The 25,109-nt window shown below is 43.7% G+C and carries 22 protein-coding genes; 18 read left to right on the top strand and 4 right to left on the bottom strand.

Translation table 11 applies throughout. The features are described from left to right. Positions 1 to 32 precede the first annotated feature (32 nt). The 7 genes from L1611_RS04295 (at position 33) to L1611_RS04265 (ending at position 8,077) form a co-directional block, all read left to right on the top strand. Complete coding sequence (locus tag L1611_RS04295) at positions 33 to 1,655, top strand: long-chain fatty acid--CoA ligase (protein WP_236311850.1); 1,623 nt, start codon at positions 33 to 35, stop codon at positions 1,653 to 1,655. A 17-nt stretch (positions 1,656 to 1,672) separates the two neighbouring features. Next, positions 1,673 to 2,521, top strand: a complete 849-nt coding sequence (locus L1611_RS04290; RefSeq protein WP_236311849.1) for a 3-hydroxyacyl-CoA dehydrogenase family protein — start codon at positions 1,673 to 1,675, stop codon at positions 2,519 to 2,521. 28 nt (positions 2,522 to 2,549) lie between these two features. Next, the gene (locus L1611_RS04285) at positions 2,550 to 3,701 is read left to right on the top strand and encodes a thiolase family protein (protein ID WP_236311848.1); all 1,152 of its coding nucleotides are present in this window, start codon (positions 2,550 to 2,552) and stop codon (positions 3,699 to 3,701) included. Between the two features lie 59 nt (positions 3,702 to 3,760). After that, the gene (locus L1611_RS04280; protein ID WP_236311847.1) at positions 3,761 to 4,525 is read left to right on the top strand and encodes an enoyl-CoA hydratase-related protein; all 765 of its coding nucleotides are present in this window, start codon (positions 3,761 to 3,763) and stop codon (positions 4,523 to 4,525) included. A 212-nt stretch (positions 4,526 to 4,737) separates the two neighbouring features. Continuing rightward, positions 4,738 to 6,174, top strand: a complete 1,437-nt coding sequence (locus L1611_RS04275; protein ID WP_236311846.1) for an alanine/glycine:cation symporter family protein — start codon at positions 4,738 to 4,740, stop codon at positions 6,172 to 6,174. Positions 6,175 to 6,336: 162 nt separating this feature from the next. Continuing rightward, positions 6,337 to 6,690, top strand: a complete 354-nt coding sequence (locus L1611_RS04270) for a hypothetical protein (protein ID WP_236311845.1) — start codon at positions 6,337 to 6,339, stop codon at positions 6,688 to 6,690. 157 nt (positions 6,691 to 6,847) lie between these two features. Beyond that, entirely contained in the window at positions 6,848 to 8,077 is a 1,230-nt protein-coding gene (locus L1611_RS04265; RefSeq protein WP_236311844.1) for an MFS transporter, read from the top strand. A 223-nt stretch (positions 8,078 to 8,300) separates the two neighbouring features. Here L1611_RS04265 and safA read toward each other — a convergent pair whose 3' ends face one another. Further along, positions 8,301 to 8,924 carry a SafA/ExsA family spore coat assembly protein gene (gene safA, locus L1611_RS04260; protein WP_236311843.1) on the bottom strand — a complete coding sequence of 208 codons (624 nt, stop codon included), beginning with the start codon at positions 8,922 to 8,924 and terminating at the stop codon, positions 8,301 to 8,303. 138 nt (positions 8,925 to 9,062) lie between these two features. Here safA and L1611_RS04255 point away from each other — a divergent pair, with 138 nt between their 5' ends. The 10 genes from L1611_RS04255 to L1611_RS04210 all read left to right on the top strand — a co-directional run bounded on the left by L1611_RS04255 (position 9,063) and on the right by L1611_RS04210 (position 21,322). Continuing rightward, positions 9,063 to 10,121 carry a sulfite oxidase gene (locus tag L1611_RS04255; protein WP_236311842.1) on the top strand — a complete coding sequence of 353 codons (1,059 nt, stop codon included), beginning with the start codon at positions 9,063 to 9,065 and terminating at the stop codon, positions 10,119 to 10,121. A gap of 301 nt (positions 10,122 to 10,422) precedes the next feature. Further along, entirely contained in the window at positions 10,423 to 11,817 is a 1,395-nt protein-coding gene (locus L1611_RS04250; RefSeq protein ID WP_236311841.1) for an FAD-binding oxidoreductase, read from the top strand. Beyond that, positions 11,814 to 12,800 (top strand): bile acid:sodium symporter family protein, encoded by a 987-nt coding sequence (locus tag L1611_RS04245; protein ID WP_236311840.1) that lies wholly within the window; start codon positions 11,814 to 11,816, stop codon positions 12,798 to 12,800. The genes L1611_RS04250 and L1611_RS04245 overlap by 4 nt, the downstream gene beginning before the upstream one ends. Before the next feature lie 496 nt (positions 12,801 to 13,296). After that, complete coding sequence (locus tag L1611_RS04240) at positions 13,297 to 14,532, top strand: M20 family metallo-hydrolase (protein ID WP_236311839.1); 1,236 nt, start codon at positions 13,297 to 13,299, stop codon at positions 14,530 to 14,532. 17 nt (positions 14,533 to 14,549) lie between these two features. After that, the gene (locus L1611_RS04235; RefSeq protein WP_236311838.1) at positions 14,550 to 16,163 is read left to right on the top strand and encodes an amidohydrolase; all 1,614 of its coding nucleotides are present in this window, start codon (positions 14,550 to 14,552) and stop codon (positions 16,161 to 16,163) included. Then, positions 16,160 to 16,381, top strand: coding sequence for a DUF3311 domain-containing protein (locus L1611_RS04230; protein ID WP_236311837.1), 222 nt, complete (start codon positions 16,160 to 16,162; stop codon positions 16,379 to 16,381). Before L1611_RS04235 ends, L1611_RS04230 begins: the two co-directional genes overlap by 4 nt. After that, positions 16,382 to 17,848, top strand: coding sequence for a sodium:solute symporter family protein (locus L1611_RS04225; RefSeq protein WP_236311836.1), 1,467 nt, complete (start codon positions 16,382 to 16,384; stop codon positions 17,846 to 17,848). Positions 17,849 to 18,263: 415 nt separating this feature from the next. Further along, positions 18,264 to 19,532 carry an ammonium transporter gene (locus L1611_RS04220; protein ID WP_236311835.1) on the top strand — a complete coding sequence of 423 codons (1,269 nt, stop codon included), beginning with the start codon at positions 18,264 to 18,266 and terminating at the stop codon, positions 19,530 to 19,532. 67 nt (positions 19,533 to 19,599) lie between these two features. Continuing rightward, complete coding sequence (locus tag L1611_RS04215; protein WP_236311834.1) at positions 19,600 to 20,598, top strand: DUF294 nucleotidyltransferase-like domain-containing protein; 999 nt, start codon at positions 19,600 to 19,602, stop codon at positions 20,596 to 20,598. Next, the gene (locus tag L1611_RS04210) at positions 20,588 to 21,322 is read left to right on the top strand and encodes an exonuclease domain-containing protein (protein ID WP_236311833.1); all 735 of its coding nucleotides are present in this window, start codon (positions 20,588 to 20,590) and stop codon (positions 21,320 to 21,322) included. The genes L1611_RS04215 and L1611_RS04210 overlap by 11 nt, the downstream gene beginning before the upstream one ends. A gap of 85 nt (positions 21,323 to 21,407) precedes the next feature. Here L1611_RS04210 and L1611_RS04205 read toward each other — a convergent pair whose 3' ends face one another. The 3 genes from L1611_RS04205 to L1611_RS04195 form a co-directional block, all read right to left on the bottom strand. Then, on the bottom strand, positions 21,408 to 21,731 hold the full coding sequence (locus L1611_RS04205) for a MerR family transcriptional regulator (RefSeq protein WP_236311832.1): 324 nt from the start codon (positions 21,729 to 21,731) through the stop codon (positions 21,408 to 21,410). A 344-nt stretch (positions 21,732 to 22,075) separates the two neighbouring features. Then, positions 22,076 to 23,242 (bottom strand): aminotransferase, encoded by a 1,167-nt coding sequence (locus tag L1611_RS04200; RefSeq protein WP_236311831.1) that lies wholly within the window; start codon positions 23,240 to 23,242, stop codon positions 22,076 to 22,078. Then, positions 23,239 to 23,736 carry an Lrp/AsnC family transcriptional regulator gene (locus L1611_RS04195; RefSeq protein ID WP_236311830.1) on the bottom strand — a complete coding sequence of 166 codons (498 nt, stop codon included), beginning with the start codon at positions 23,734 to 23,736 and terminating at the stop codon, positions 23,239 to 23,241. Before L1611_RS04195 ends, L1611_RS04200 begins: the two co-directional genes overlap by 4 nt. A 134-nt stretch (positions 23,737 to 23,870) precedes the next feature. Here L1611_RS04195 and L1611_RS04190 point away from each other — a divergent pair, with 134 nt between their 5' ends. After that, positions 23,871 to 24,995: an NAD(P)/FAD-dependent oxidoreductase gene (locus L1611_RS04190; RefSeq protein ID WP_236311829.1), complete on the top strand. Its 1,125-nt coding sequence runs from the start codon at positions 23,871 to 23,873 to the stop codon at positions 24,993 to 24,995. Positions 24,996 to 25,109: the final 114 nt, after the last annotated feature.

Genomic DNA, 25,109 nt, shown 5'->3' with positions numbered 1-25,109 from the left:
AATAGGAAAGACATTTTAAGGGAGGAATTAATATGATGAACATTCCATTGACTGTACCAGGGATGCTAGAGCATGCCGAAAAGTATTTCTCTCAAAAGGAAATAACATCAAGGACTGCCAAAGTAACTTCTAATCTTACGTATGCTGAAGTGGCAGTACGTACTAGAAGATTGTCCAGCGCTTTAAAACAGTTAGGTTTGAGGAAAGGTGATCGGGTAGGTACTTTCGCATGGAATCACCACCGACATCTTGAAGCCTATTTTGGAATCCCAGGTATGGGAGGAGTGCTGCATACGATCAACATCCGACTTTCTTCAGAGCATATCTCCTATATCATCAACCATGCTGAAGACAAGGTCCTCCTTATTGATGCCGAATTAGTACCACTCATTGAAAAAGTCCAGCCCAAGCTGAAGACGGTACAAGCCTTCATCATCATGACAGATGAGGATGTACTTCCTGAAACAAAACTGCGTAATGTCTATCATTATGAAGAATTCCTCGTAAATGGTGACGAAAACTTCGAATTTGTGAAGGATATCGATGAGAATGATCCAGCAGGTATGTGTTTTACTTCGGCAACAACCGGCAATCCAAAGGGTGTTGTCTATTCTCATCGTGGCATCGTCCTTCATAGTATGGCACTCGGTCTTGCTGACAGTACAGCAATCTCTGAATCTGATGTGATGATGCCGGTCGTACCGATGTTTCATGTGAATGCGTGGGGGCTGCCTTTCGCTTCGGTATGGTTTGGAGCGGAACAAGTGCTTCCGGGGCCGATGCCGACTCCAGCCATTTTAGCAGAATTGATTGATGATCACCGTGTAACACTGGCAGCTGGTGTTCCAACCATATGGATTGCGCTCTTAAAAGAACTGGAAAATGGAAGTTATGATACGAGCAGCTTAAGAGGGATTTTATGTGGGGGATCTGCCGCACCTAAGTCGATGATCCATACATTTGAGGAGAAATACAAAGTTCCGTTCATTCACGCCTATGGTATGACGGAATCTACCCCGCTGGTAACGTTGTCACGCCTGAAAAGCTACCAGGAATCCTGCCCTGAAGATGTTCGTCTCGATATTCGTAGTAAACAGGGTTACGTCGTCCCAGGTGTCGAAATGAAGGTAATCGGTAAAGACGGTGAGGTCGAATGGAACAGTAAGGAAATGGGTGAACTGTTGCTTCGCGGCAATTGGGTGGCCGATGAATATTACAAGGATGAGCGTACAAAGGAAGCATTCCGAGATGGTTGGCTCTATACAGGGGATGTGGCCACGGTCGATCAAGAAGGGAACGTCAAGATCATCGATCGTACGAAAGACCTGATCAAGAGTGGCGGGGAATGGATTTCCTCGGTGGATCTCGAAAATGCATTGATGGCCCATGAGACGGTATTTGAGGCGACCGTCATTGCTGTACCCCATAGAGAATGGCAGGAAAGACCACTGGCATGCGTCGTATTGAAGGATGAGATGAAAGATAAAGTGACGAAAGATGAACTGATGGAATTTTTACGACCTCAATTTGCTAAATGGTGGCTTCCTGATGATATCGTTTTCCTTGATGAAATTCCGAAGACGTCAGTCGGTAAGTTCTTAAAACGCACATTACGAGATCAGCTGAAGGATTATTTAGAAACGACTTCTAAATAGAGAGGATATGTAAAAATATGATCAAAAAAGTGGGGGTCATCGGTGCGGGGCTGATGGGAAATGGGATCGCCCAAGTCCTGGCCATGAAAGGCAAAAAAGTCATTATGCAGGATATCACAGAGGATGCACTGAAGAAAGGGATGGAAAAAATCCAGAAAAGTTTGGGACGATTACAGAAGTCGGGTCATCTTTCAACACAGGACGCAGCGAATGCCATCGCTAATATTTCTACTACACTTGAGCTATACTCAGCATGCTCTGAGAGTGATCTGATCATCGAAGCTGTGCCCGAGAATCTAGACTTGAAAAAAGCCGTCTTCAAACAACTGGATGAGTTTGCCCCGAAAGATGCCATTCTCGCCACCAATACTTCTGAACTTAGCGTCACAGCCATCGCCTCCGCCACTGAACGTCCTGGAAGAGTGATCGGTATGCATTGGTTTAACCCTGCTCCGATCATGAAACTGATTGAAATCGTAACAGGAATCGATACGAGTGATGAAACGGTCAAAGTAATCGAACTGGTGTCTGAAGAAATCGGTAAAGAGACGGTTGTTGTGAAAGATACGCAAGGATTCGTTACAACACGGGCATTAGCTGCTCATATGCTTGAATGTATGCGCATTTATGAAGAGGGTGTCGCTTCTATTGGTGATGTTGATAAAGCGATCCGGTTAGGGCTGAATTATCCGATGGGACCCTTGCAACTCGCGGATTATGTAGGATTAGATACAATGTTGTTCGTTTGTGAAGGTATGCTGGAGGCGTATGGAGACCGGTTCCGTCCACCGCAGATCCTGAGAAAGTTGGTTGAAGCAGGGCATTATGGCGTCAAAACAGGACGTGGTTTTTACACTTACGATTGATTAGAACAGTAAACGGAGGGGACCGTACATGAATAGGGAAGTTGTAATTGTGGAAGCCGTTCGGACGGCAGTCGGTAAGCGAAAAGGTGTTTTCCGTAATACTCACCCGGTCCATTTGGCTGGAGCGGTTTTGGATGAAGTGACGAAAAGGGCAAATATTGAAAAACATCTGATTGAAGATATTGTCATGGGATGTGTTACTCCACATTCAGAGCAAGGGTTCAATATCGGACGGCTTGCAGCGCTCGACTCAGGATTTCCAGTTGAAGTCCCATCTGTACAGATCAACAGGATGTGCGGGTCAGGCCAGCAAGCGTTGCATTTTGCTGCACAAGAAATATTGGCTGGTGATATGGACATCACCATTGCCGCAGGTGTGGAAAATATGACGATGGTTCCGATTTTGAGTGATGGGAATGAACGGACGATCCCGGATTCTTTAAAGGAAAAATATAATTTCATCCACCAAGGTGTTTCCGCAGAATTGATTGCTGATAAATATGATATGACAAGAAAGGAGCTCGACCAGTATGCCTTTGAAAGCCACCAGAGGGCTTTGAATGCCCAACAGAAAGGGAGGTTCGATCGGGAAATTCTGCCTGTTTCTGGTGAAGACATAGACGGGAATCTGATTTCAGTGTTGCAAGATGAAGGACCTCGAAAGGATACATCTCTGGAAGCCCTTGCAAGTTTGAAACCTGTCTTCAAGCCGGACGGTGTCGTTACCGCAGGCAATGCGAGCCAGATGAGTGATGGCGCAGCTGCTGTTTTGTTGATGGAAAAAAAGAAAGCGGAATCGCTGGGTATTAAACCACGTGCTCGGATTGTTGAACGGGTAGTCGTCGGTTCAGACCCGACAATGATGCTCGATGGCATCATACCAGCGACATGGAAAGTGCTGAACAAGGCAGGTCTATCGATAGAGGACATCGACCGGGTGGAAATTAACGAAGCTTTTGCCCCGGTTGTCTTAGCATGGGAAAAAGAAATCGGTGGTACGCTTGATCGGGTAAATGTAAATGGTGGGGCAATAGCGCTCGGCCACCCTTTAGGTGCAACCGGAGCTAAGTTGATCACAACTTTGGTCCACGAACTCGAACGGATAGACGGCAAATACGGACTGCTGACGGTATGTATCGGCCATGGAATGGCGACCGCCGCTATTATTGAGAGGCTATGACTTTATGGATGAAACGGAAGATTACAGGTCACGTTTTTAGTATGGAGAGGAGTTCATAAATGAAAGCAACAAGTTCTAGTGAACCAATACGAATAGAGTTTAAAGATCAGATCATTCATATCGAATTGAACCGACCACACGTATTGAATGCAATGAATGTTGAATTGATCGAACAATTGAACGAAAAGCTGGTCTCAGTTACTGATCATGAATCGAAAATTATCCTGGTATTTGGCGCAGGAGCTGGGTTTTCTTCTGGTGGAGACATCACTTCAATGAACGAGGACATTTCGGAAACACGTTTCACTGAAATCATGGAGCAAGTAAAGGAGATGATTGTAAAAGTTTATACCTTGCCCAAGGTCGTGATTTCTGCCGTCCATGGACCCGCAGCAGGCCTTGGTTTCAGCCTGTCTCTTGCTTCTGATTACATTGTTGCTTCTGAGGATGCAAGTTTCGGGTTGAATTTCATAAAGATTGGGCTTGTCGCGGATGGCGGTTGCCATTATCTTTTAAAAAACAAGCTTGGGGATCAGGTAGCGAAGCAGGCGATTTTGAATGGCAGGACGTTCAATGCAGAAGAAGCTTTTCAGCTCGGTCTGATCGACAAAGTCGTTGCCGACCAACCGTTCACCCATGCTGAAGAGATTGCGAAACAATTCCTTAAGCAGCCGATCGAAGCTTTAATTGAAACAAAAATGATTTTCAATTCATTGAATGTGACTGAACTGATCAAAACGTTGGATATGGAAAATGTGGCTCAAGGCAAAATGAGAAAAACGCTGGAACACCAGAGACGCATTCAAGCGTTTTTAAACAAATAACGCTTAAAAATAGTTTTTTAGCGAAAATCGTGATATTCCGAGAACGAGCGAGCTGGCATTTTGTTTATAACAAGTTATTTCTATTCGTAAAAAGGGTATTCCCAAATTATAGCATGTCCTATTGGATTACCAGCCTCATCCAATGACAGGAAGTACCGAGTGTAATACAATAAGGAACTGTATGCTTAATAAAAACAGAAGAGGTGATGCTTTTGTCTTGGTTAGAAACCATCGTCGGATGGGGGAATGATATTTTATGGACGTACGTCCTAATTGCACTCTTACTTATTCTAGGTGTTTATTTCTCCATCCGGACTAAATTTGTACAATTCACCATGCTTAAAGACATGGTGAAGCTCTTAGGTGAAGGAGCGACTGTTTCAAAGGATAAGAAGAAAAGGGGTGTGTCCTCCTTCCAGGCTTTCAGTATCAGTACAGCGTCACGTGTTGGTACAGGGAACCTGGCAGGTGTAGCCTTAGCGATTTCATTAGGTGGTCCTGGAGCAGTCTTCTGGATGTGGATCATTGCATTGATCGGAGCAGCGACTGCATTTGTTGAAAGTACGCTCGCACAAATCTATAAAGTGAAAGATGACTTCGGTTTCCGGGGTGGACCCGCCTATTATATGGAAAAAGGGCTTAATAAACGGTGGATGGGGATTCTGTTTGCTGTTCTTATTACATTTACATTCGGTCTCGTATTCAATTCCGTACAAGCAAACACAATCTCACTAGCATTGGAGAATTCCTTCGGCCTCAACAGGGTTGTATTCGGAATACTATTAAGCACCATCGTTGCCATCATCATCTTTGGCGGAATTAAGCGGATTGCTCGTGTGGCAGAAGCAATCGTACCTGCGATGGCAGTTTTATACTTATTATTAGCTCTTTATGTATTAGTTGTTAACATAACTGAAATACCCTCAGTCATTACGTTGATTGTCAAAAGTGCCTTCGGGTTGGAAGAAGCAATCGGAGGTGGACTTGGGGCTGCTTTGATGAATGGAATCAAACGTGGATTATTCTCGAACGAAGCTGGTATGGGTAGTGCACCGAACGCAGCAGCAACTGCCAACGTTTCACACCCTGTAAAGCAAGGTCTGATCCAAACGTTGAGTGTATTCACTGATACGTTGCTGATCTGTACCGCAACAGCGATGATGATAATCCTCTCAGGTCAGTATACTGGTTCGGAGGATGGAATCCAGTTGACCCAGCAAGCTCTTGCCTTCCATGTGGGTGATTGGGCAGGCTTTATGGTTGCAGTCTTTATTTTCCTGTTCGCCTTCAGTTCAGTCGTCGGAAATTATTATTACGGCGAAACAAATATCGAATTCATCAATCCCGAAAAAAAAAGCTGGGTCTTCATTTACCGTCTGGCGGTAGTAGGGATGGTCATGTTCGGTTCTGTTGCACAAGTTGCGATTGTGTGGAGTTTAGCCGATCTCTTCATGGCAACAATGGCACTGGTCAACTTGATTGCAATTGCTATGCTTGGTAAAATTGCGTTCAATGCCTTGCAGGATTACGTTACTCAAAAACGTACCGGTGTAAATCCAATATTCAATCCAAGAACAATCGGGCTTAAGAACACAGAAATCTGGGATGAAGAACGCGAATTTTATCAGAAAGAGGGAAAGGGGCAGTGAAATGTCCAATAAGGGAGCTGGTCGACGGCAATTCGGCCAGCTTTTCTCCTTATGGAATATGTTTTTATAGGACTCAGCCAAACATCACTTTTGAACTGCTCTAGCTTGTATGATAAATAGAATCTTTATATAAAAGAATAGTAGAACTACGGAGGGACCTTGATGAAGAACAGAGATCAACAAGTCAGAATCCATGATTATATGAGGATGTTCAATGAAAAGATGGATTACGTCGAGTGTCATCATATCAGCAGGGAAATGCTGATTGAGGGTGACAACAAGCCGCTTGCCAAATGCCTGGCTACTCTTTCTGCATTAGTCGAGCAAGCTGATAAAAAGAAATGGGCTGGTTACAATAAACTCCACAAAACCTTTCTCCAGCAATTGGACGAAATTGATGATTTTCCTTTTGATGAAGAAGATTTGAAAATGCAATTGCAACACCTTGATGAACAAGTCAAATATAACTCTGAACAATCCATAAAGCCTATTCAACTATCCATCACTATAAATTGAAACGTTCTTTTACACATGAATAAAGGATAGATCTTTTACTCAGTAAGTGCACAAACTATAATACCTTGCAATAGCTTTGCTACGTTTTTTTACCAATCACCGCAAAAAAGTGGTATGCTAATTTCCATATGGATAATGGAGGAAAGAAGGAAAGCATATGGCGGTTGGGACAGTAAAGGTTTCTGCACAAAAGCCTGCAGCGACCATGTATTCAATACTTTTCATGATTGGGTTCGTCCACTTGTTGAATGACTCGATGCAAGCGGTCATCCCAGCGATCTTCCCCATTCTGGAGCAGTCGATGGGCCTCTCGTTTACACAATTGGGATGGATCGCCTTCACACTTAACATCACTTCATCAATTATGCAGCCTGTCGTTGGATGGTATACTGATCGCTCGACTTCACCCTATCTATTGCCACTGGGGATGTGTGCGAGTTTAGTCGGCATGCTTGGGATCGCATTTGCCGATTCGTTTCCCTCTATTATTTTATCAGTGATCGGTATCGGTCTTGGTTCAGCCGTTTTCCATCCAGAAGGTTCACGGGTCGCTTATATGGCGGCAGGACATAGAAGGGGCCTAGCACAGTCCATCTATCAAGTCGGAGGGAATACCGGAACGTCTCTCGCACCAATCATGACAGCACTTGTCTTTGTTCCGCTTGGACAATTCGGTGCGGTCTGGTTCACCTCATTTGCTGCGATCGCCATCTTTGTTTTGTTGTATGTATCGGGTTGGTACAGCAGACAACTGGTGAATTTTCCTCGAGTACCAAAGGTTATACAAAAGAAAAACGTGACGGTAACACGGAAAAAGCAGGTCATTTTTGCGATGATTGTTTTGGTATTCTTAGTATTTGCACGTTCCTGGTATTTTTCGGGGATTGGGAATTACTATCAATTCTACTTGATGGATGATTACGGTTTGTCGATCAGGCAAGCTCAAATCTACCTTTTTATTTTCTTGGTGGCAGGTGTCTTAGGGACATTTTTCGGCGGACCATTAGCCGACAAACTTGGGAAACGAAATATGATTTTTTGGTCATTGGCAGGAACTGCGCCCCTTGCATTGGTTCTGCCGCATGTCAGTTTATTGCTTGTCATCCCGCTTTTCTTCTTGATCGGCTTCATCCTTAATACGAGCTTTTCTGTCACTGTCGTCTATGCTCAAGAATTGGTGCCAGGGCGGATCGGTATGGTGTCAGGACTTATTGTCGGTTTAGCTTTTGGGATGGGCGCATTAGGATCCGTCTTGCTTGGTAAAATGGCAGACGTCACGAGCATCTCATTCACGATGTTGGCAGTGAGCTTTTTACCGTTGCTTGGATTGTTTACGATACTTCTACCAAAGGATGGAACACTGGAAAATTGGGCGAAGGAAGTATAACGGTAAACTTTAAAAAAAGACTCCTGTACATCATAATGACTACCATTAGCGGACACAGGAGACCTTATCTCTGTAAAAACACCAGAGCGCTTAATTCGAAAAAGTATAGGATAAAGCACCTTTTCAGGACTGAGTAAACGGAACAGATGTCTGATAAAAACACAAAATAACCTCTACAATAGATAAAGGGCTCCCCAATCCTTGTTGGGTAGCCCTTTTGGAATTAGCGGGTGATGAACATTTGTGTCCAGTAATGACCGTAGCTCCCTCCTTCAGCATAACCGACCCCGATTTCATAAAAGTTGTTTGAAAGAATGTTTTTACGGTGGCCGTCACTGTTCATCCACGCCTTCATCACTGCTTGTGCAGTCGGTTGTCCTGCTGCGATATTTTCACCAGCTGTTCGATAGGAGATACCGAAGTTCCTCATCATTGTAAAAGGACTTCCGTATGTTGGAGATGTGTGGCTGAAATAATTGTTTTGTAGCATATCCTTCGATTTATATCTTGCTACACGTGCCAATTCCCAATTTGCTTTTAACGGATGCAAACCATGCTTTGCTCGTTCCTGGTTGACGAGATCGACAATTTGAGCTTCGACTGATTTTACTGTGTTGATCGTTGGGATGTTCAACCGCTGTCCTGGATAGATCCAATTAGGATTGTCAACCTGGGGATTTGCGTTGATGATTTCAGAGGTTCCAATCTTATAACGCATAGCGATTTTCCACATCGTATCTCCGTATTGAACAGTGTGTGAAGTAGAAGCAGATGCTTCTGAATTAAATTCGGCGACTAAAGTGACTGACAACAAAAGGGTGAGGCAAATCTTTGTGAACGTTTTCATACCAAAAGTATTACAAATTCTAGGAATCAATGAAACCGGTAAATTATTCCTGAGTTAATTGCTAGAATAGAGCCGAGCGGATAAAAAACAAAAAATGAGCATAGTTTCTATAAATGCTGCATTCAAAAGGAGGAAATGATGAGCTCTCCGATGAAAAGACCATATTTGACGACGCTTAGTTTGACACCTGAAAATCAGGAGACTCCGATCCATTTTATAAATGGAACAGTGGATGACCAGTTATTTTTTAGAAGAAATCATTTTTCATACCCTCCAATCAGTAATTTAAACTATTGGCTTCCTATAAAAGGCTTCGTTTTGTCCCCACAATGGGTTTCTCTCCGGGACTTGATGAAGATGCCGTCAAAGACGGTCAAGGCAGTTCTTGAATGTGCAGGAGACAAACGCAGATATTTCGAACCGAAAGTATTTGGAGAACAATGGGGCAAAGGGGCGATCAGCCAGGGTTATTGGAAGGGTGTACCTTTAAGGGTACTTTTAGAACAGGCAGGTATCCGAGAAGGAGCCAAAGAGGTGGTTGTTGAGGGTCATGATTTTGGAAAGAGGACAGACACCGATTCGATTCATTCTTTTACAAGAAGCATACCGATAGATAAGGCCCTCCATCAGGATACAATTGTCGCCTATGAATATAACGGTAGGCCGCTCACTTTTAAACACGGCTTTCCATTAAGGTTGATCGTTCCGCAATGGTATGCAATGGCATCTGTAAAATGGATCAGGCAAATCCGGGTGATTGAATCCAGTTTTGAAGGCCCGTTCCAGACCGTAGATTATGTTTATTATCCAAATAAAGAGAATACTGAAGGAGCCTTTCCAGTTACGACCATGAATGTGAATTCGACGATTCAAAAACCTTTGGATATGGCCGTCCTGGATACAGGAAAACATAAGATTGAAGGAATTGCCTGGACAGGGGGAGGGTATATCACGAAAGTAGAAATCAGCACGAATAATGGAGAAAACTGGTCTGAAACGAAATTTTCAAGTGATACTGAAAACGGCTATGGATGGGTCAAATGGGTTTATCAATGGCTGGCAGCGAAAAAAGGAGAGTATACGATCTTAGCGAAAGCAACCGATTCTACTAATCGAGTTCAGCCGGACACTCCTTTTTGGAACCGGAAAGGATACGGGTATAATGCGATAGAAAAAATCAAAGTGAAAATCGAATGAAATGTTCAAGGGGGTGATTCTTATATGGTGCAGTAAAGGAATGTCCATCGCTGAACCACTTGGATCACTTCAGCCCTCCTGCGGGGGCGACACATTGATTTAACGAAGAGTTTACCCCGCGCAGAACCGAACTTTGTTTGGTTTGAGCCTCCTCAATCGTACTTCCAATAATCTTCGTGTTTTAACAGGCGTTTGCGCTTTTCTAAATGGGAAATATTGTGGTTGAAAAATTTTGATTATTATGTATAATTCGATGCAACAGTCTATTCTTATCATCAAAAGTGGACGGGGAGAGATACATATGAAGACGACAATCGATACAGTATATGATGAACTTAACGTTTTCCTGGGTGATCACCAGGTTTCGATGAATGAAACGATACTAGAGCAGCACAGCAAGGATGAATCCTACCATACACCAAGCTCTCCGGATATCGTCGTATTCCCTGAAACAGCCGATCAGGTGAGTGCGATTATCCAAGTGGCGGACAAGCATGGGACACCCATCGTTCCGTTCGGGATAGGTTCCAGCTTGGAAGGACATGTAATCCCCTATGACAAAGGGATTACGATTGATTTCACCCTCATGAATAAGGTGCTTGAAGTGAGGGAGAAGGACTTTCTCGTTAAAGTCCAGCCCGGTGTAACGCGTAATCAATTGAATAGAGAACTGAAAAAATACGGTTTATTCTTTACAGTAGATCCGGGCGCAGATGCAACCCTCGGTGGTATGGCAGCAACTAATGCTAGTGGTACGACTTCGGTAAAGTATGGGGTCATGCGTGACCAAGTCCGTGATTTGGAGGTGGTCCTTCCTGATGGGGAAATCATTCATACGGGCAGTTTAGCGCAAAAATCCTCGTCAGGTTATAACTTGAACAGCCTTTTTGTCGGTTCGGAAGGTACGCTAGGGTGTATTACCGAGTTGACGCTCCGGGTGTACGGCATTCCAGAACATATTGTGGCTGCAAGGGCTGCATTTCCAACGGTCGATGATGCGGTTGAAGCAGTCGTTTCGATCCTACAGGCTGGCATCCCGATCGCGCGTGTTGAACTTGTTGATGAACCTTCGGTCAGACAAGTCAACCGATACAGTGATACGGATTATTTGGAAAAACCGACTTTATTTTTAGAATTTCACGGTAATGAACCAGGACTTAATCATGATGTTGAATTTACAAAAGAAATCGTGGATGACCATGGATGTGAGGAGGTCCATTTTGAAAAGGACAACGCTGCCCGCAATAAACTGTGGGAAGCACGTCACAACCTTGCTTACGCTTATATGCACTTAAACCCTAGCAAGAAACATATGGTTACTGATGTGTGTGTGCCGATCACTAAACTGGCAAGTGCAATCAAATTTGCAAGAAAACGGATTGAAGAGCTAGGCCTTCAAGGGGGGATTCTTGGCCATGTCGGAGATGGGAATTATCATACTTCATTGATGATAGACATGGATGACCCCGAAGAAGTGAAAAGGGCAGAGCAGTTCAATGAGGAAATCGTAGAATATGCCCTTCAGCGCGGGGGCACTTGTACAGGGGAGCATGGTGTCGGGATCGGTAAGATGAAATACCAGCAGCGTGAACACGGGAAAGCGTTTCATGTCATGGAAAAAATCAAATTAGCGCTTGACCCGCATGAACTTATGAATCCGAATAAACTTGTGCATACAAGGAGGAGAGACCGATGAAGTTACTAGAATCGATCAGTAGTTTAGCAGGAAAATACTTTGCCGTCTGGGTAATTGCTATTGCCGTACTTGCATATTTCATTCCAACTCCATTTCTAGGGTTAGGAAGTTATATCACAATTCTATTAGGCGTTGTCATGTTCGGGATGGGACTGACCTTGAAACCGGTCGATTTCAAATTGGTGCTTAAGAAACCGCTCCCAGTCATCCTAGGAGTAGCAGCTCAATTCATGATCATGCCGTTGATTGCCTTGGCGCTTGCATATGCAATGAATCTTCCTGCAGAATTGGCAGCTGGGCTGGTATTGCTTGGCTCCGTTCCCGGCGGTACAGCATCGAATGTGATGGTTTACTTGGCTAAAGGGAATCTCGCCCTTTCTGTTGCGATGACCTCCTTGTCTACGATGCTTGCCCCGATTTTGACGCCGCTCATCCTTCTGGGACTTGCAGGACAATGGTTGCCGGTCGACCCGGTGGCTATGTTCATTTCAATCGTTCAAGTGATCATTGTACCGGTTACACTGGGGCTTATTATACGAAAGGTCTTTCCTGCAGCTGTCCATAAGAGTGCAACGGTTATCCCATTGATTTCAGTTATAGCGATCATTGTCATCGTGTCTGCGGTTGTTTCTGCCAATGTTGAAAGTATAGCAACTTCTGGTCTTGTTATCTTCTCTGCGGTCATGCTTCATAATTTGATAGGTTTGACGCTCGGATATATGACAGCATGGGCAATGAGGCTGGATGAAAGTAAGAGGCGTGCAATTTCAATTGAGGTCGGCATGCAGAATTCTGGGCTCGGTGTCGCTTTAGCTACTGCTCACTTCGGTCCTTTGGCAGCGCTACCGAATGTCATCGCAGCAGTCTGGCACAATATTTCCGGACCGGTTCTTGCCACTTTTTGGTCAAAGAAACCGGTCACAGATAAAGACTCAACTGCAACCGTAGCATCGGACATTCCGGTGCAAAATACAGGCAAATAATCCTTTGTTTTTAAGAGGTTTCTGACTTCTGTTCAGGTCCTCTTTTTTTTATGCGATAAGAAGGTATAAAAATTTCGTTTTGTTGAAGTGATGTCTAGCTCCACCCCCAACCACTTGGATCACTTCAGTCCTCCTGTGGCGGTCGACACATTGATTTAAAAAGAAGCGTTTACCCACGCAGAACCGAACTTTGTTTGGTTCGAGCCTCCTCATCGGACTTCCAGTGACCTTCGTGGCTGATCAGGGCGATTCCGCTTTCCTAGAATAACTGAAAAATTTCTAACATCGTAATTTTCTAGGATGAAATTAACTGGTTAACCCAATCTTTTTTACTATAAAAGTTTGCTTGTGTGAGAGTTTCTTCATGCTAAGAAACTCTTATTTTTTGTTTACAGACAAAAGTAATATAGAACTTCTGAAAGAGGTCAGGTATGATTGATGAAAATAATGAAAATTCAGTTTATTTATCGATTTTTCAGATTGAAGGGGTGAAGGTATGCCGATTTATCGTGAACGTTTAAGCAGCCGTCTCAACAAACTAGCTGAAATAGGAAAAATCGGTGAAACGGGTGTATGCCGGTTGGCACATTCCAAAGAAGACCGGCATGCAGTAGAGGTTGTGAAAGGTTGGATGGAAGAAGCGGGATTGTCGACCAGGATTGATGGATTTGGCAACCTGATCGGCCGTATTGAGGGACGAGATAAGGAGAAGCCGATCCTTATTCTAGGTTCCCACATCGATTCACAGCCTTATGGTGGCCGTTTTGACGGTACTGCTGGATCGCTCGGGGCGATTGAAGTTGTACATACGATGAAAGAGAAAGGAATCGTTCCTGAAAGGACGATTGAAGTCATTTGTTTCTCAGATGAAGAGGGTTGCCGGTTCAACAAGGGTGTATTCGGGGTCCGGGCATTGACCGGGTTATTGGAAAAAGGAGAGCTCGACCGGAAAGATCAGAACGGGATGACAAGGCGTGAAGCTTTGAAAGAATTCGGTGTCGAACCTGACCTTTCAGCGAGCCCTGTCTATCAAAAGGGGGAAATCGCAGCGTTCCTTGAACTGCATATTGAGCAAGGTCCAGTCCTCGAAGCTCTAGGGAAACCTGTAGGGATCGTATCAGGTATCTCCGGCCCAATCTGGCTGACGGTGACTGTCCAGGGCTTTGCAGGTCATGCTGGATCCGTTCCGATGAACTTACGGCAGGATGCTTTGGTCGGAGCTTCGGAGATCATTAGTCAATTCAATGATCTGGTGAAAAAAGAAGGAGCAGAGACAACTGTTGGTACAGTAGGGAATTTGACCGTTTTCCCGAATTCCCGAAACATCATACCTGAAAAAGTCACGTTTACAATCGATCTTCGGGATATTGAGCTTGAAAGGCGTTCAGCAATCGAAAAACAACTGTATCAAATCATTGAAAAAACAGTCGCTGAAAAAAACCTTGAAGTCAATATAAGCGAAGATACACGAAGCGATCCAAGATATTGTGCAGATTGGATCAAGGATATCATGAAAGAGGAAGATGCCAAGCTGGGGTTTGATTCACCAGTATTGATGAGCGGTCCGTTCCATGATGCGCTTTTCATGTCTTATATCAGTGATTACGGAATGATCTTTGTACGTTGTGAAAAAGGAATCAGTCACAATCCATTGGAATTTGCTGAAATGGATGACATTGAAAAAGGAGTCCAATTACTTTATCAGACAGCGTTACGTATTTCACAGTCCTAATAATAGGGGTGATTTTTTTGAAAGCAACAAAGGCATTTTTTAACGGAGAAGTCATAACCGTGGATCCCCAATTCTCGGTACATGAAGCTGTAGCCGTATATGAAAACCATATCCTTTCTGTGGGGACGAATGAAAAGATCCTGGCTACAACCGATGAGAATACGGAGATTATCGACTTGGAGGGGAAAAGTCTATTGCCCGGTTTCATCGATGCTCATGCCCATCTTGAGCTTTATGGGACGAATCTGTTAGGGGTGAACGGGAAAGAGGTTGAAGACATCCATGAGCTACAAGAGAAACTGAAGGATGCCGCTCAAATGACTCCTCGGGGAGAATGGATACGCGGGTGGGGATATAACCAGAACAATTTGGCTGAAGGAAGACATCTGTCACGTTGGGACCTCGATGAAGTTTCCACCGAACATCCGATCATTGTTGTCCGGACTTGCGGGCATATTTCCTGTGTAAATTCAAAAGCTCTTGAACTGGCTGGAATTAATAACAGTCCGGCAGATCCTCCTGGAGGGAAATATGTCAGAGAAAATGGTAAGTTAACTGGACTGCTTCTGGAAGCAGCCCACATGAATATGTTCCTTTTCGCAAATTACTCAGAAGCGGAGATTTTAAAGGGATTGGAACTTGCTTCACAAGACTATCTCACTATGGGGATCACCAGCGTGCATGATGCGGGTGGATACGGACCGGATCATATCCGCTATCTTCAAACAGCTGTACAGGATAATAAGGTCAAGCAACGGGTCTATGCTCTTTACGGTTCTCTCAAGGACTCACCTGATATGGTGCGAAAAGGTCTGGAGAGCGGAATGATGACTGGTCTCGGGGATGAGTGGTTCAAGATCGGCCCTGCAAAAGTTTTCATTGATGGAAGCAGCAGCGGGCCAACTGCCAGAACAAGAGCCCCTTATACAAGCAATCCAAAGGATTCCGGTATTTTATATCTCAACCAAGAAGAACTTGATTCCATTCTCGGAAAAGCACACGAAAAGGGCTGGCAGGTTACTGCACATGCGATAGGCGACCAGGCAGTAGAGATGATGATCAAGTCGATCCATAGAGCGCTTAAAAGGAATCCTAGAACAGATCACAGGCACCGGATCGAGCATGCCGGAATGGCGCCTCCGGATCTAGTAGAGAAAATAAAAGCTTTGGAAGTCGTCCCTATTCCTAATCCTGCATTCATCTATGAATTCGGCGACGGATATATCAAAGATTATGGAGAACGGATCCATACGATATTTCCCCTGAAAAGTTTTGCTGAAAGTGGGATTCCGTTTGCGATAGGCTCTGATAGTCCTATTACGACAGTCAATCCCCTTTATGGTATCCATGCGGCAGTCAATCGCCGAAGTAAATCCGGCAGCCTGGTGGGCGATACACAGAAAATCACTGTTCAGGAAGCGATCAAAGCCTATACCTGGTATGGAGCGTATGCCAGCAATGAAGATCACCTCAAAGGCAGCATTGAAGTGGGGAAGCTTGCTGACTTTGTCGTTTTGAGTAATTCGATCCTTGAAAGCAAACCCGATCGATTAAAAGATTTACAAGTTGAAATGACTGTCCTTGATGGTGAAATCGTCGTGTCCAATTCTTCCAGGGAGGCTGTTAGATGAGTAAAAAGAAATTCACTACGATATACTGTCTGTCCCTTCTTATTCCGTTATTGTTATTGCTGTTTCCGTTGTTTTCGCTAGGGAATCGTTCTACTCCGATGGTCATCGGGCTTCCCTTTTCCGTTTTTTGGGTGATTCTATGGATCATCATCGCTTTCCTGATTGTATTAGCATTATATCGAATCGACCCAGATAAAGATGAAACGGAGGGGAACTAAATGGCTGATTGGCAAATTGCGATGGTGATGATGGTTGGGTATTTAATTGTTGCCTTAGTGATCGGTGTGATGGCTGGAAGGGGCCAGGATAAAGGCTCATTGAATGAATTTGCAGTGGCAGGCGGAAAGCTCGGACTCATCGTCATGTGGTTCCTGATGGGTGGAGCAGTGTTCAGTGCCTTTTCATTTCTTGGGGCTCCAGGTTGGGCATATTCACAAGGTGCTCCTGCCCTTTATATTTTGACTTATACCGCATTTGCAATCCTACCCTGGTATATCATCGGTCCGAAAATCGGGAAAATCGGAAGAAAGTATAACATTTATACCGTCTCAGGGTTTTTGAAGAAAAGATTCGGGGGGAGGGTGCTTCCGATTTTAATCGGATTGATAGCCCTGCTCGCCTCTATCCAATACCTTGCTACACAGATGAAAGGGATGGCTTATATCTTCAACATCATGACGGAAGGCAGGATTCCATTTTGGCTTGGTGCTTTATTATCGTATGGAATCGTTGTCGTATATGTAGCCACGGGAGGGCTGCGAGCTGCTGCCTGGTCTGATGTCTTTCAGGGACTTTTGATGATCATCATCTCATGGGTAGTTGGGCTGGCTATCGTTAATCAGCTTCATAATAGTATTTCAAGTATGTTTAATGAACTCATTGAATCGAATCCAGGCTTTCTTGAAATCGGAAATGCCGGTTCGACGATGTCCCCAATGGCTTATACGACCACCATCCTCGTTTCATTGATCGGTTTCTTGATGTGGCCGCATTTGTTTTCGAAATCGTATGCGTCAAATGCCCGTACCATCAAAAAAACGGTTTTGATTTACCCGGTATTCGCCCTATTTTTGATTCCGCTATTGCTTGTAGGGTTTGCAGCTGTTAATGTAGTCAATTCTTCTGAACTTGGATCACCAGATGAAATTCTTCCCTATTTGATTACGACGGCACTAAGTCTACCAGGTTGGGTTTATGGGCTTGTTGGGGCAGGTGCTCTAGCTGCTGCCATGTCGACGGCTGATGCTATCACCCATAGCGCTTCTCTGGAGTTTACGGACGGTGTCATCAAAAATATAAAGGCTGACATTTCTGATAAAAGTACGCTTTTGATCATGCGGATCGGCGTATTTGTCATTGGTGCACTCGCCTATTTCATAACCGTATTTGGAGGCCAAGGGCTGATTGCTTTGCTTTTAGGAGCTTATGGTTCAATTGTACAGTTCGCCCCTGGTGTCTATGGCGCGTTATATTCGAAACGTGCTACAGCCCCTGCAATCATCACCGGTTTAATTGTCGGCACAGTCGTCAACTACTACTATCAGCTAGTCGCCCCGGTGACACCTTTTGATATCCATGCGGGGATCCTCGGACTGATCTGTAACGTCATCATCGTTATCGTCGTCAGTACACTCACACAAGTAAAAGACGTGAAGATCGCTACAGAATATCGGAATATTGGGTAAAATCAATTTATAAACGATTTGAATCACACACGAAGACGCAGGGGGGTTCTAATGTTCCCCTGCGCTTTTTGTTAAATTCGATGTAGTAATGTCTAGCTCCAATGCCCAACCACTTGGATCACTTCAGACCTACTGCGGCGGCAACACATTGCTTTAGGTCGAAGTGTTTACCCGCGCAGAACCGAACTTTGTTTGGTTCGAGCCTCCTCGTCGGACTTCTAGTGACCTTCGTGGCTGATCAGGGCATTTTCGCTTTTCTTATCATAAAGAAAATTCATAAAAACGAGAAAAGTATGTCAGATTTTCTTACATAGAAGTTGCATGTAATGTTCTAGTGTATAAAATAAACACAACAAGGTTGATGTTAGATTATATAACATCAGCTGCCAATAAATCTGACATAGGGGGATTACTCATGGAAGACATCATGTTTTCGTTAAATAGTGTTTGGTTGATCCTAGGTGCTATTTTAGTCATCTTTATGCAAGGCGGGTTTATTTTACTTGAAGCAGGGTCCACCCGCATGAAAAATGCAGGACATATTGCAGGGAAAACCATCTTTACGTTCGGAATATCTTCTATCGTGTTTTGGGCATTAGGGTATGGATTCATTTTTGGGGAAAATGGAAACTTTCTAGTCGGGTTGTCTGATTTTTTCTACTCTGGTTATGAAATAGAGGGAATGGATTATTCGACAGCAGCTTACTTTATGTTCCAGCTTGCTTTTGCTGGCATTTCACTGACGATTGCGTTTGGAGGATTTGCGGAGCGAGCTAAACTTTCTGTATATGTTATTTTCGCCATCCTGTTTTCTGCTCTCGTTTATCCTGTAGTGGCACATTGGATTTGGGGAGGCGGCTGGTTGGGAGAACATGGAAAGCAAGACTTTGCAGGTTCTACTGTTGTCCATTTAACTGGAGCGATGGCTGCTTTTGCTGCAACGATCCTTTTGAAACCGAGGATGGGGAAATTTAACAAAAATGGAACGGCGAACAATTTATATGGGCACAATCAAGTTTTCACCGCCTTAGGTGTCCTCGTTTTATGGATTGGCTGGTTCGGATTTAATGCCGGAAGTACATTTGTCGTCGATGATGGATTTTTCGGATTTGTTGCTTTGAATACCAATTTAGCAGCTGGTGCTGGGGCGATTTCGGCTTTGATCATTTCCTGGATGGTTCTTGGGAAATCAGATATACCGACGATGTTGAATGGTGGATTGGCAGGGCTCGTAGCCATAACAGCATCCTGTGCGTTTGTTGAAACGTGGGCAGCGGTCGTGATCGGTTTAGTTGCAGGCGTACTTGTTTTTTACAGTATGAAGCTTTTCGAAAGGCTTAAAGTGGATGATCCGATTTATGCACTGTCCGTTCATGGTGCTGCCGGGGTATGGGGGACATTGTCTACTGGATTGTTTGCTACACCAGAATTGGCGACTGTTGGACAGCCTGGACTATTTTACGGTGGCGGATTCACGCAGCTTGGCGTGCAAGCCATGGGTGTCGGGGTGTCAGGTGCTTACGCTTTTGTGATATCATTTGTACTCTTATATATCATGAAGAAGACCATGAATGGATTACGTGTCACTGAAGAAGAAGAGATTATGGGCTTAGACATAAGTGAACATGGATCCTATGGATATCCAGAAGCCTTTTTGACAAAGGAGAAGAAGATCAGCAGCTGATCTTTGGTTGAACAAGGAGGTTGACTTAAAAGGTCACCTCCTTTTAAAGGTTGAAGGAGATGTTTAAATGAATGAACCTGAACCTATGGGACCATATGACACATTGAAAATTTGGCGTGAGAGCCATATAGAAAATCATCAAACGAGCATAAGTGAGTTGAATCATTTTCATGACCAGGTCATGCAAAATCTATTTGATATTGCCTTAAGAGAAGTCAAGGAGAAATTAGGACCTCCGCCTTGCCAGTTTTCCTGGTTTGTCATGGGGAGTGCGGGTAGGTTTGAACAAGCGATCATCAGCGACCAGGATCATGGTCTGGTTTATCAAGAATCAAACGAGAAATCGAGGGAGTATTTCCGTGAATTGGGGAAAGAAATCTCTTTTGGTTTATATGAGATTGGATACCCTTATTGTGATGGAGATGTAATGAGTTCTAATCCGTTATGGTGTAAATCGAACGAAGAGTGGGAGATGCAAATTGATAAGTGGTTGGAAGAAGAAAGTTTTGAGTCCATCCGTTTTTTATTGATTTTTTATGATGCTAGGGTTTTAGCTGGTGAAGAGCATGGCATTACCCGCTTAAAACAGCAATTGCATCATCATATTGAGAAAAGGCCTTATTTTTTATACCGGTTATTTGAAAATACCAGGCATGTTAAGAAAGCGGTTGGCGTATTCCGTCAAATACTGACCGAATCACATGGATCGCACGCTGGGTATGTTGATTTGAAACATTCAGGATTCTTCCCTTATATCAATGCGATCCGTTTATTGGCGATCAAAGAAAACATCAATGACACTTCTACATTGTCTAGACTTGAGAAGCTTTGTGGGTTTCCTGAATACAAGAAGTTGGAGGGCTGCACAGTTGACTTTGAAAAGTTATTGAATTTCCGGCTGCAACAACACCAAGCTTCAGAATTGTATGATGATGTTCACTATCTTGATGTAAAAAAGCTCGACAAGAAGGATAGAAATGAAATTAAACAGATCTTGTTGAATGGTAAAAAACTGCAGGATTATACTGGCACCGTCATCAAAAGGATGTTGGAAAATGAAAATTGATCCGATTATTCAGTTTATGAAACAGGTACAGGGTAAGGTGGGTTCAAGTATTTATGCACCACTGCAAGGACAAACCAATCCGCAGCACCTTGCCTTTTTAAGACAATTGGAAAAAGAAAGGAAAGCTGGGGAAAGTTTATCCATTCCTTTGAAAGACTTGAACGTCGTTGTATTCGATTTAGAAACTACAGGTTTCTACCCTGATCAAGGTGATGAAATTATTTCGATAGGCGCGATAAAAGTGAAGGGTGATATCATTCAACACAATGAAACCTATTATTCCCTTGTACGCTCCGAGCGTAAACTTTCAACTGAAATAATAGAGCTGACAGGAATAACTGACGATAATTTGAAAGAGGCTCCCGAACTTCAACAAGTACTTATCGAATTTTATGATTTTGTAAGAGGGGATGTACTTGTGGCCCATCATTCTAATCATGAGAAAAATTTCCTCCAGCACACAAACCGGAAGCTGTTCCGATCGCAATTCAACCACCGGATTGTCGATACGTCATTTTTATTAAAGATTGCAGAACCGACTATCAATCTGGTCCGATTGGAAGAGTGTTGTGAACATTGTGGAATCCCTGTAGTTGAACGCCATCACGCATTAGGGGATGCAAAATTGACTGCACAATTATGGAGTTTATATCTGAATAAAATTCAAAATCTAGGATACAACACCCTGAACGATTTGTATGTGGGGCTTTCGAATAAGTTTTAATAGATTACATTTTATCTGCACAGTAAGAAAAAAGGGGCTGTCCCAAGTCAATTGTGTCAAACAATTATAGGGCAGCCCTATTATTCTATTTTCTCAAATGGAAATGTGCGTTTAATTGGCCTCGAATCATTTTGTTGATTTCATCCTTTGTTTGGGTCTTTTGTTTTTTAGACATTTCTTTTTTTATTTCATAGGTCTGGACCCCATCTTCAATTTGATTTGCAATTTCCATCAGGATTTCAACATCAGAAAAGGAGTATTTTCGCGTACCTCGCTCTGTCCTTTCCGGGAATATTAATTTTCTTTCTTCGTAATATCGAATTTTACGCTCGGATAATCCTGTTATTTTACTTATGATTCCGATGGACATTACTTTTTTATCTTTATAAGATTTTTTGTCAGTTGACATCTGTTTCACCTCTTTTGAATAGAAAAATCTTATCCTTTAACTAGTCAAAAGCAAATGTTAAATTTCTTTACACTGAGAGTTTGCTTATTACGTAATTATACACTATTTTTAGAAGATACCAAAAGCAATGTCAGATTTTCTGACACGGTTTTATTCATGATCGAAAAATTGATAGGAGAAATCTTACATTTAGAATAGCTATGGTGGTCTTTAAAGGAGAGTGGCGGGGCAGGGGGTGACGGGATTAATATAAAAGGAGCTTTAAAGAAATAAAGATAGGGCAGTTCTGAAACAATCGTGTCAGACACTTATGGAACAGCCCAATCTTTTACATTATAAAAAATTTATATTCGTTTTTCCACAAATCGTTTCATACGTTTCATAGCTTCATCAAGCTGCTTGATGGATGTCGCATAGGAGCAGCGGATATACCCTTCACCATTGGCTCCGAATACATTCCCAGGTACGACAGCAACTTGTTCTTCTTGCAACAGCTGTTCTGCAAACTCATTTGAAGTTAACCCGGTTGCCTCAATGGATGGGAATGCATAAAAAGCCCCGCCTGGATGTGGACATGTCAATCCGATTTCATTCAAGCTGCTGACGATAAAATTCCTTCTTTGTTTGTAGCTTTCAAACATATCCTCGACACTTTGTCTTCCATTTTTCAGGGCCTCTAAGGCAGCATGCTGTGCCATCGTAGGGGCACACATCATCGTATACTGATGAATTTTAACCATAGCTGCAATTAATTCAGCCGGTCCTGCCGCATAGCCGAGTCGCCAGCCTGTCATCGCAAATGCCTTCGAGAACCCGCTGATGAGGAGCGTCCGCTCCTCCATTCCAGTGATGGCAGCGAAGCTCGTGTAATCATCGTCATAGGTTAGCTCAGCGTATATCTCATCGGATAGAACGAGCAGGTCATGTTTTTTAATAACTGACGCCAGTGGTTCCAGTTCTTCTTGCAATAAAAAGGTTCCAGTCGGATTATTCGGATTACATATCAAGATCGCTTTTGTTTTCGGTGTTATGGCTTCTTCAATTTCTTCAGGTTTGAGTTTAAACGCATTTTCCGCTTTCGTTTGGATCGTGACGGGTATTCCTCCAGCGAGCTTTACTGTCGGCACATAAGCAACAAAGCTCGGTTCTACAACGATGACTTCATCTCCAGGATCGATTACCGCCCGGAGTGCTAGATCAATTGCCTGACTTGCTCCAACCGAAACAATTACCTGTTCACTTGGGTCATATGACAAGTGAAAATTTCTACTTAAATATGCGCTGATCTCCCTACGTAGTTCTATCATACCCGCATTTTCAGTATAGGAAGTGTAGCCTTGTTCAAGAGCATGGAAGCTTTGTTCGATAAAGTTCCACGGCGTTACAAAATCAGGCTCACCTACGCCGAGAGAAATGACATCCTCCATCTGAGCAGCCAGATCAAAAAAGCGTCGGATACCAGATGGCTTTAAATCCTTTACTTGCTTCGATACGTATGACATTTGGCTCATGGTGATACCACAATTCTTTTATCATCTTCGTCTGAATCCTGTAAGATGATGCCGTCATGCTTATATCTTTTCAACACAAAATGGGTTGTGGTTGATAGTACAGAATCGAGCGTAGATAATTTTTCAGAAATGAAGTGGCCGATTTCTGTCATCGTGTCTCCTTTCACCGAAACGGACAGATCATAAGCACCGGACATTAAATATACAGCTTTGACTTCTGGAAAACGATAAATGCGCTCAGCCACTTTGTCAAAACCGACACCACGAGCGGGAGTCACCTTTACATCTACCATGGCCGTAACCTCTTCCACATCCAGAACCTTTGCCCAATCAATAAGCGTCGAATAGCCGAGAATGACTTTCTTCTTCTCAAGACTATCAATCAGCTCCTGGATTTCCTCTATACTTTTACCAAGTAACTTCGCGATTTTTTCTACTTCCAAATTAGCGTTCTTCTCAATTAATTTTAATATGTCTATTTCGATTCCTTTCATTGTCACACCTACTTTTTATTTTTACATATGAACCATTCTAACAGTATTTTCGAAGGAACTGAAACACTACAAATTGTATCGTAAAAATCAGTCATGTAAAATAGCTGTAAAACGATTGAAAATAGGTGTTATAGATGGAAAAATTCATTGTCGTAGGCGGTGGGATTCTCGGTGTTTCGACAGCTTATCATCTGTCTGAAGCTGGGGCAGAGGTGACTGTGGTGGACCGGAAAGACAATGGCCAAGCGACTGAGGCTGCGGCTGGAATCGTTTGTCCCTGGCTTTCTCAGCGCCGGAATAAGGCTTGGTACCGTCTGGTTAAAGGCGGGGCGAGATATTACCCAGTCCTGATTAAAGAACTGGAAGCTGCTGGAGAGATGGATACGGGGTATAGGCGTATTGGAGCGATCAGTCTGCATACGGATGAGAAGAAGCTGGAAAAGATGGTCGAGCGTGCCCTGAAACGCCGGGAGGATGCTCCTGAAATCGGAGAAGTAACACGCTTGTCTGCTGATGAAACAAAAGCACTTTTTCCACCGTTGGCTGAGGATTATGCATCCGTACATATCAGCGGGGCGGCTCGTGTCAATGGAAGTGCATTACGGAAGGCTCTGATCAATGCTGCCAAAAAGAATGGGGTGAATTTTCTGGAAGGGGATGCCAGGCTTGTTCAGCGAGAAACCTGTGTAACCGGTATTGAATACGGTGGGAATACAATTGAGGCAGATAAAGTGATCCTTACCACAGGTGCATGGTCGAAAGAACTTCTACAACCTTTAGGATGGGAATTCAAGCTCTCTTCTCAAAGAGCCCAGATCGTACACCTTGAAATACCAGATGCAGATACGGGTGAATGGCCTGTCGTAATGCCGCCGAATAACCATTACCTGCTTAGTTTTGGAGGGGGAAGAGTGGTCGTCGGGGCGACACATGAAGATGATGTAGGGTTCGATTTCCGGGTCACAGCAGGTGGTGTTCACGAGATTTTAGACAAGGCATTGCAAATTGCACCGGGGCTGTCCGAGAGTACCATACATGAAATCAAAGTCGGCTTTCGACCGTTCACCCCTGGATTTCTCCCGATCATCGGCCCGGTTCCAGGCGTAAAGGGATTGCTGATTGCAAATGGTCTCGGAGCTTCAGGTCTTACAAGTGGACCCTATCTGGGGTCGGAACTTGCGAAACTTGCGCTCGGTCACCCGCTTGAACTTGATCTTCATGACTATGACGTTTCAGGAGCGATGGAAAAAAGAATTTGAATTGAAAAGATGAAAGGATGGGGTTCTCCCAAAACAGTAGTGCCAGAGACTTACGGGACAGCCTCATCTATTTTTAAAATTTATCTACATCCATGGTCTTAGATGGGATGTAGA

Origin of the sequence: Pseudalkalibacillus salsuginis, from assembly GCF_021646685.1 — a bacterium.
Taxonomy (GTDB): Bacteria; Bacillota; Bacilli; order Bacillales; family Fictibacillaceae; genus Pseudalkalibacillus; species Pseudalkalibacillus salsuginis.
Note: the sequence above shows the minus strand (reverse complement) of the source record. Positions and strands in the feature narration are given on the sequence as shown.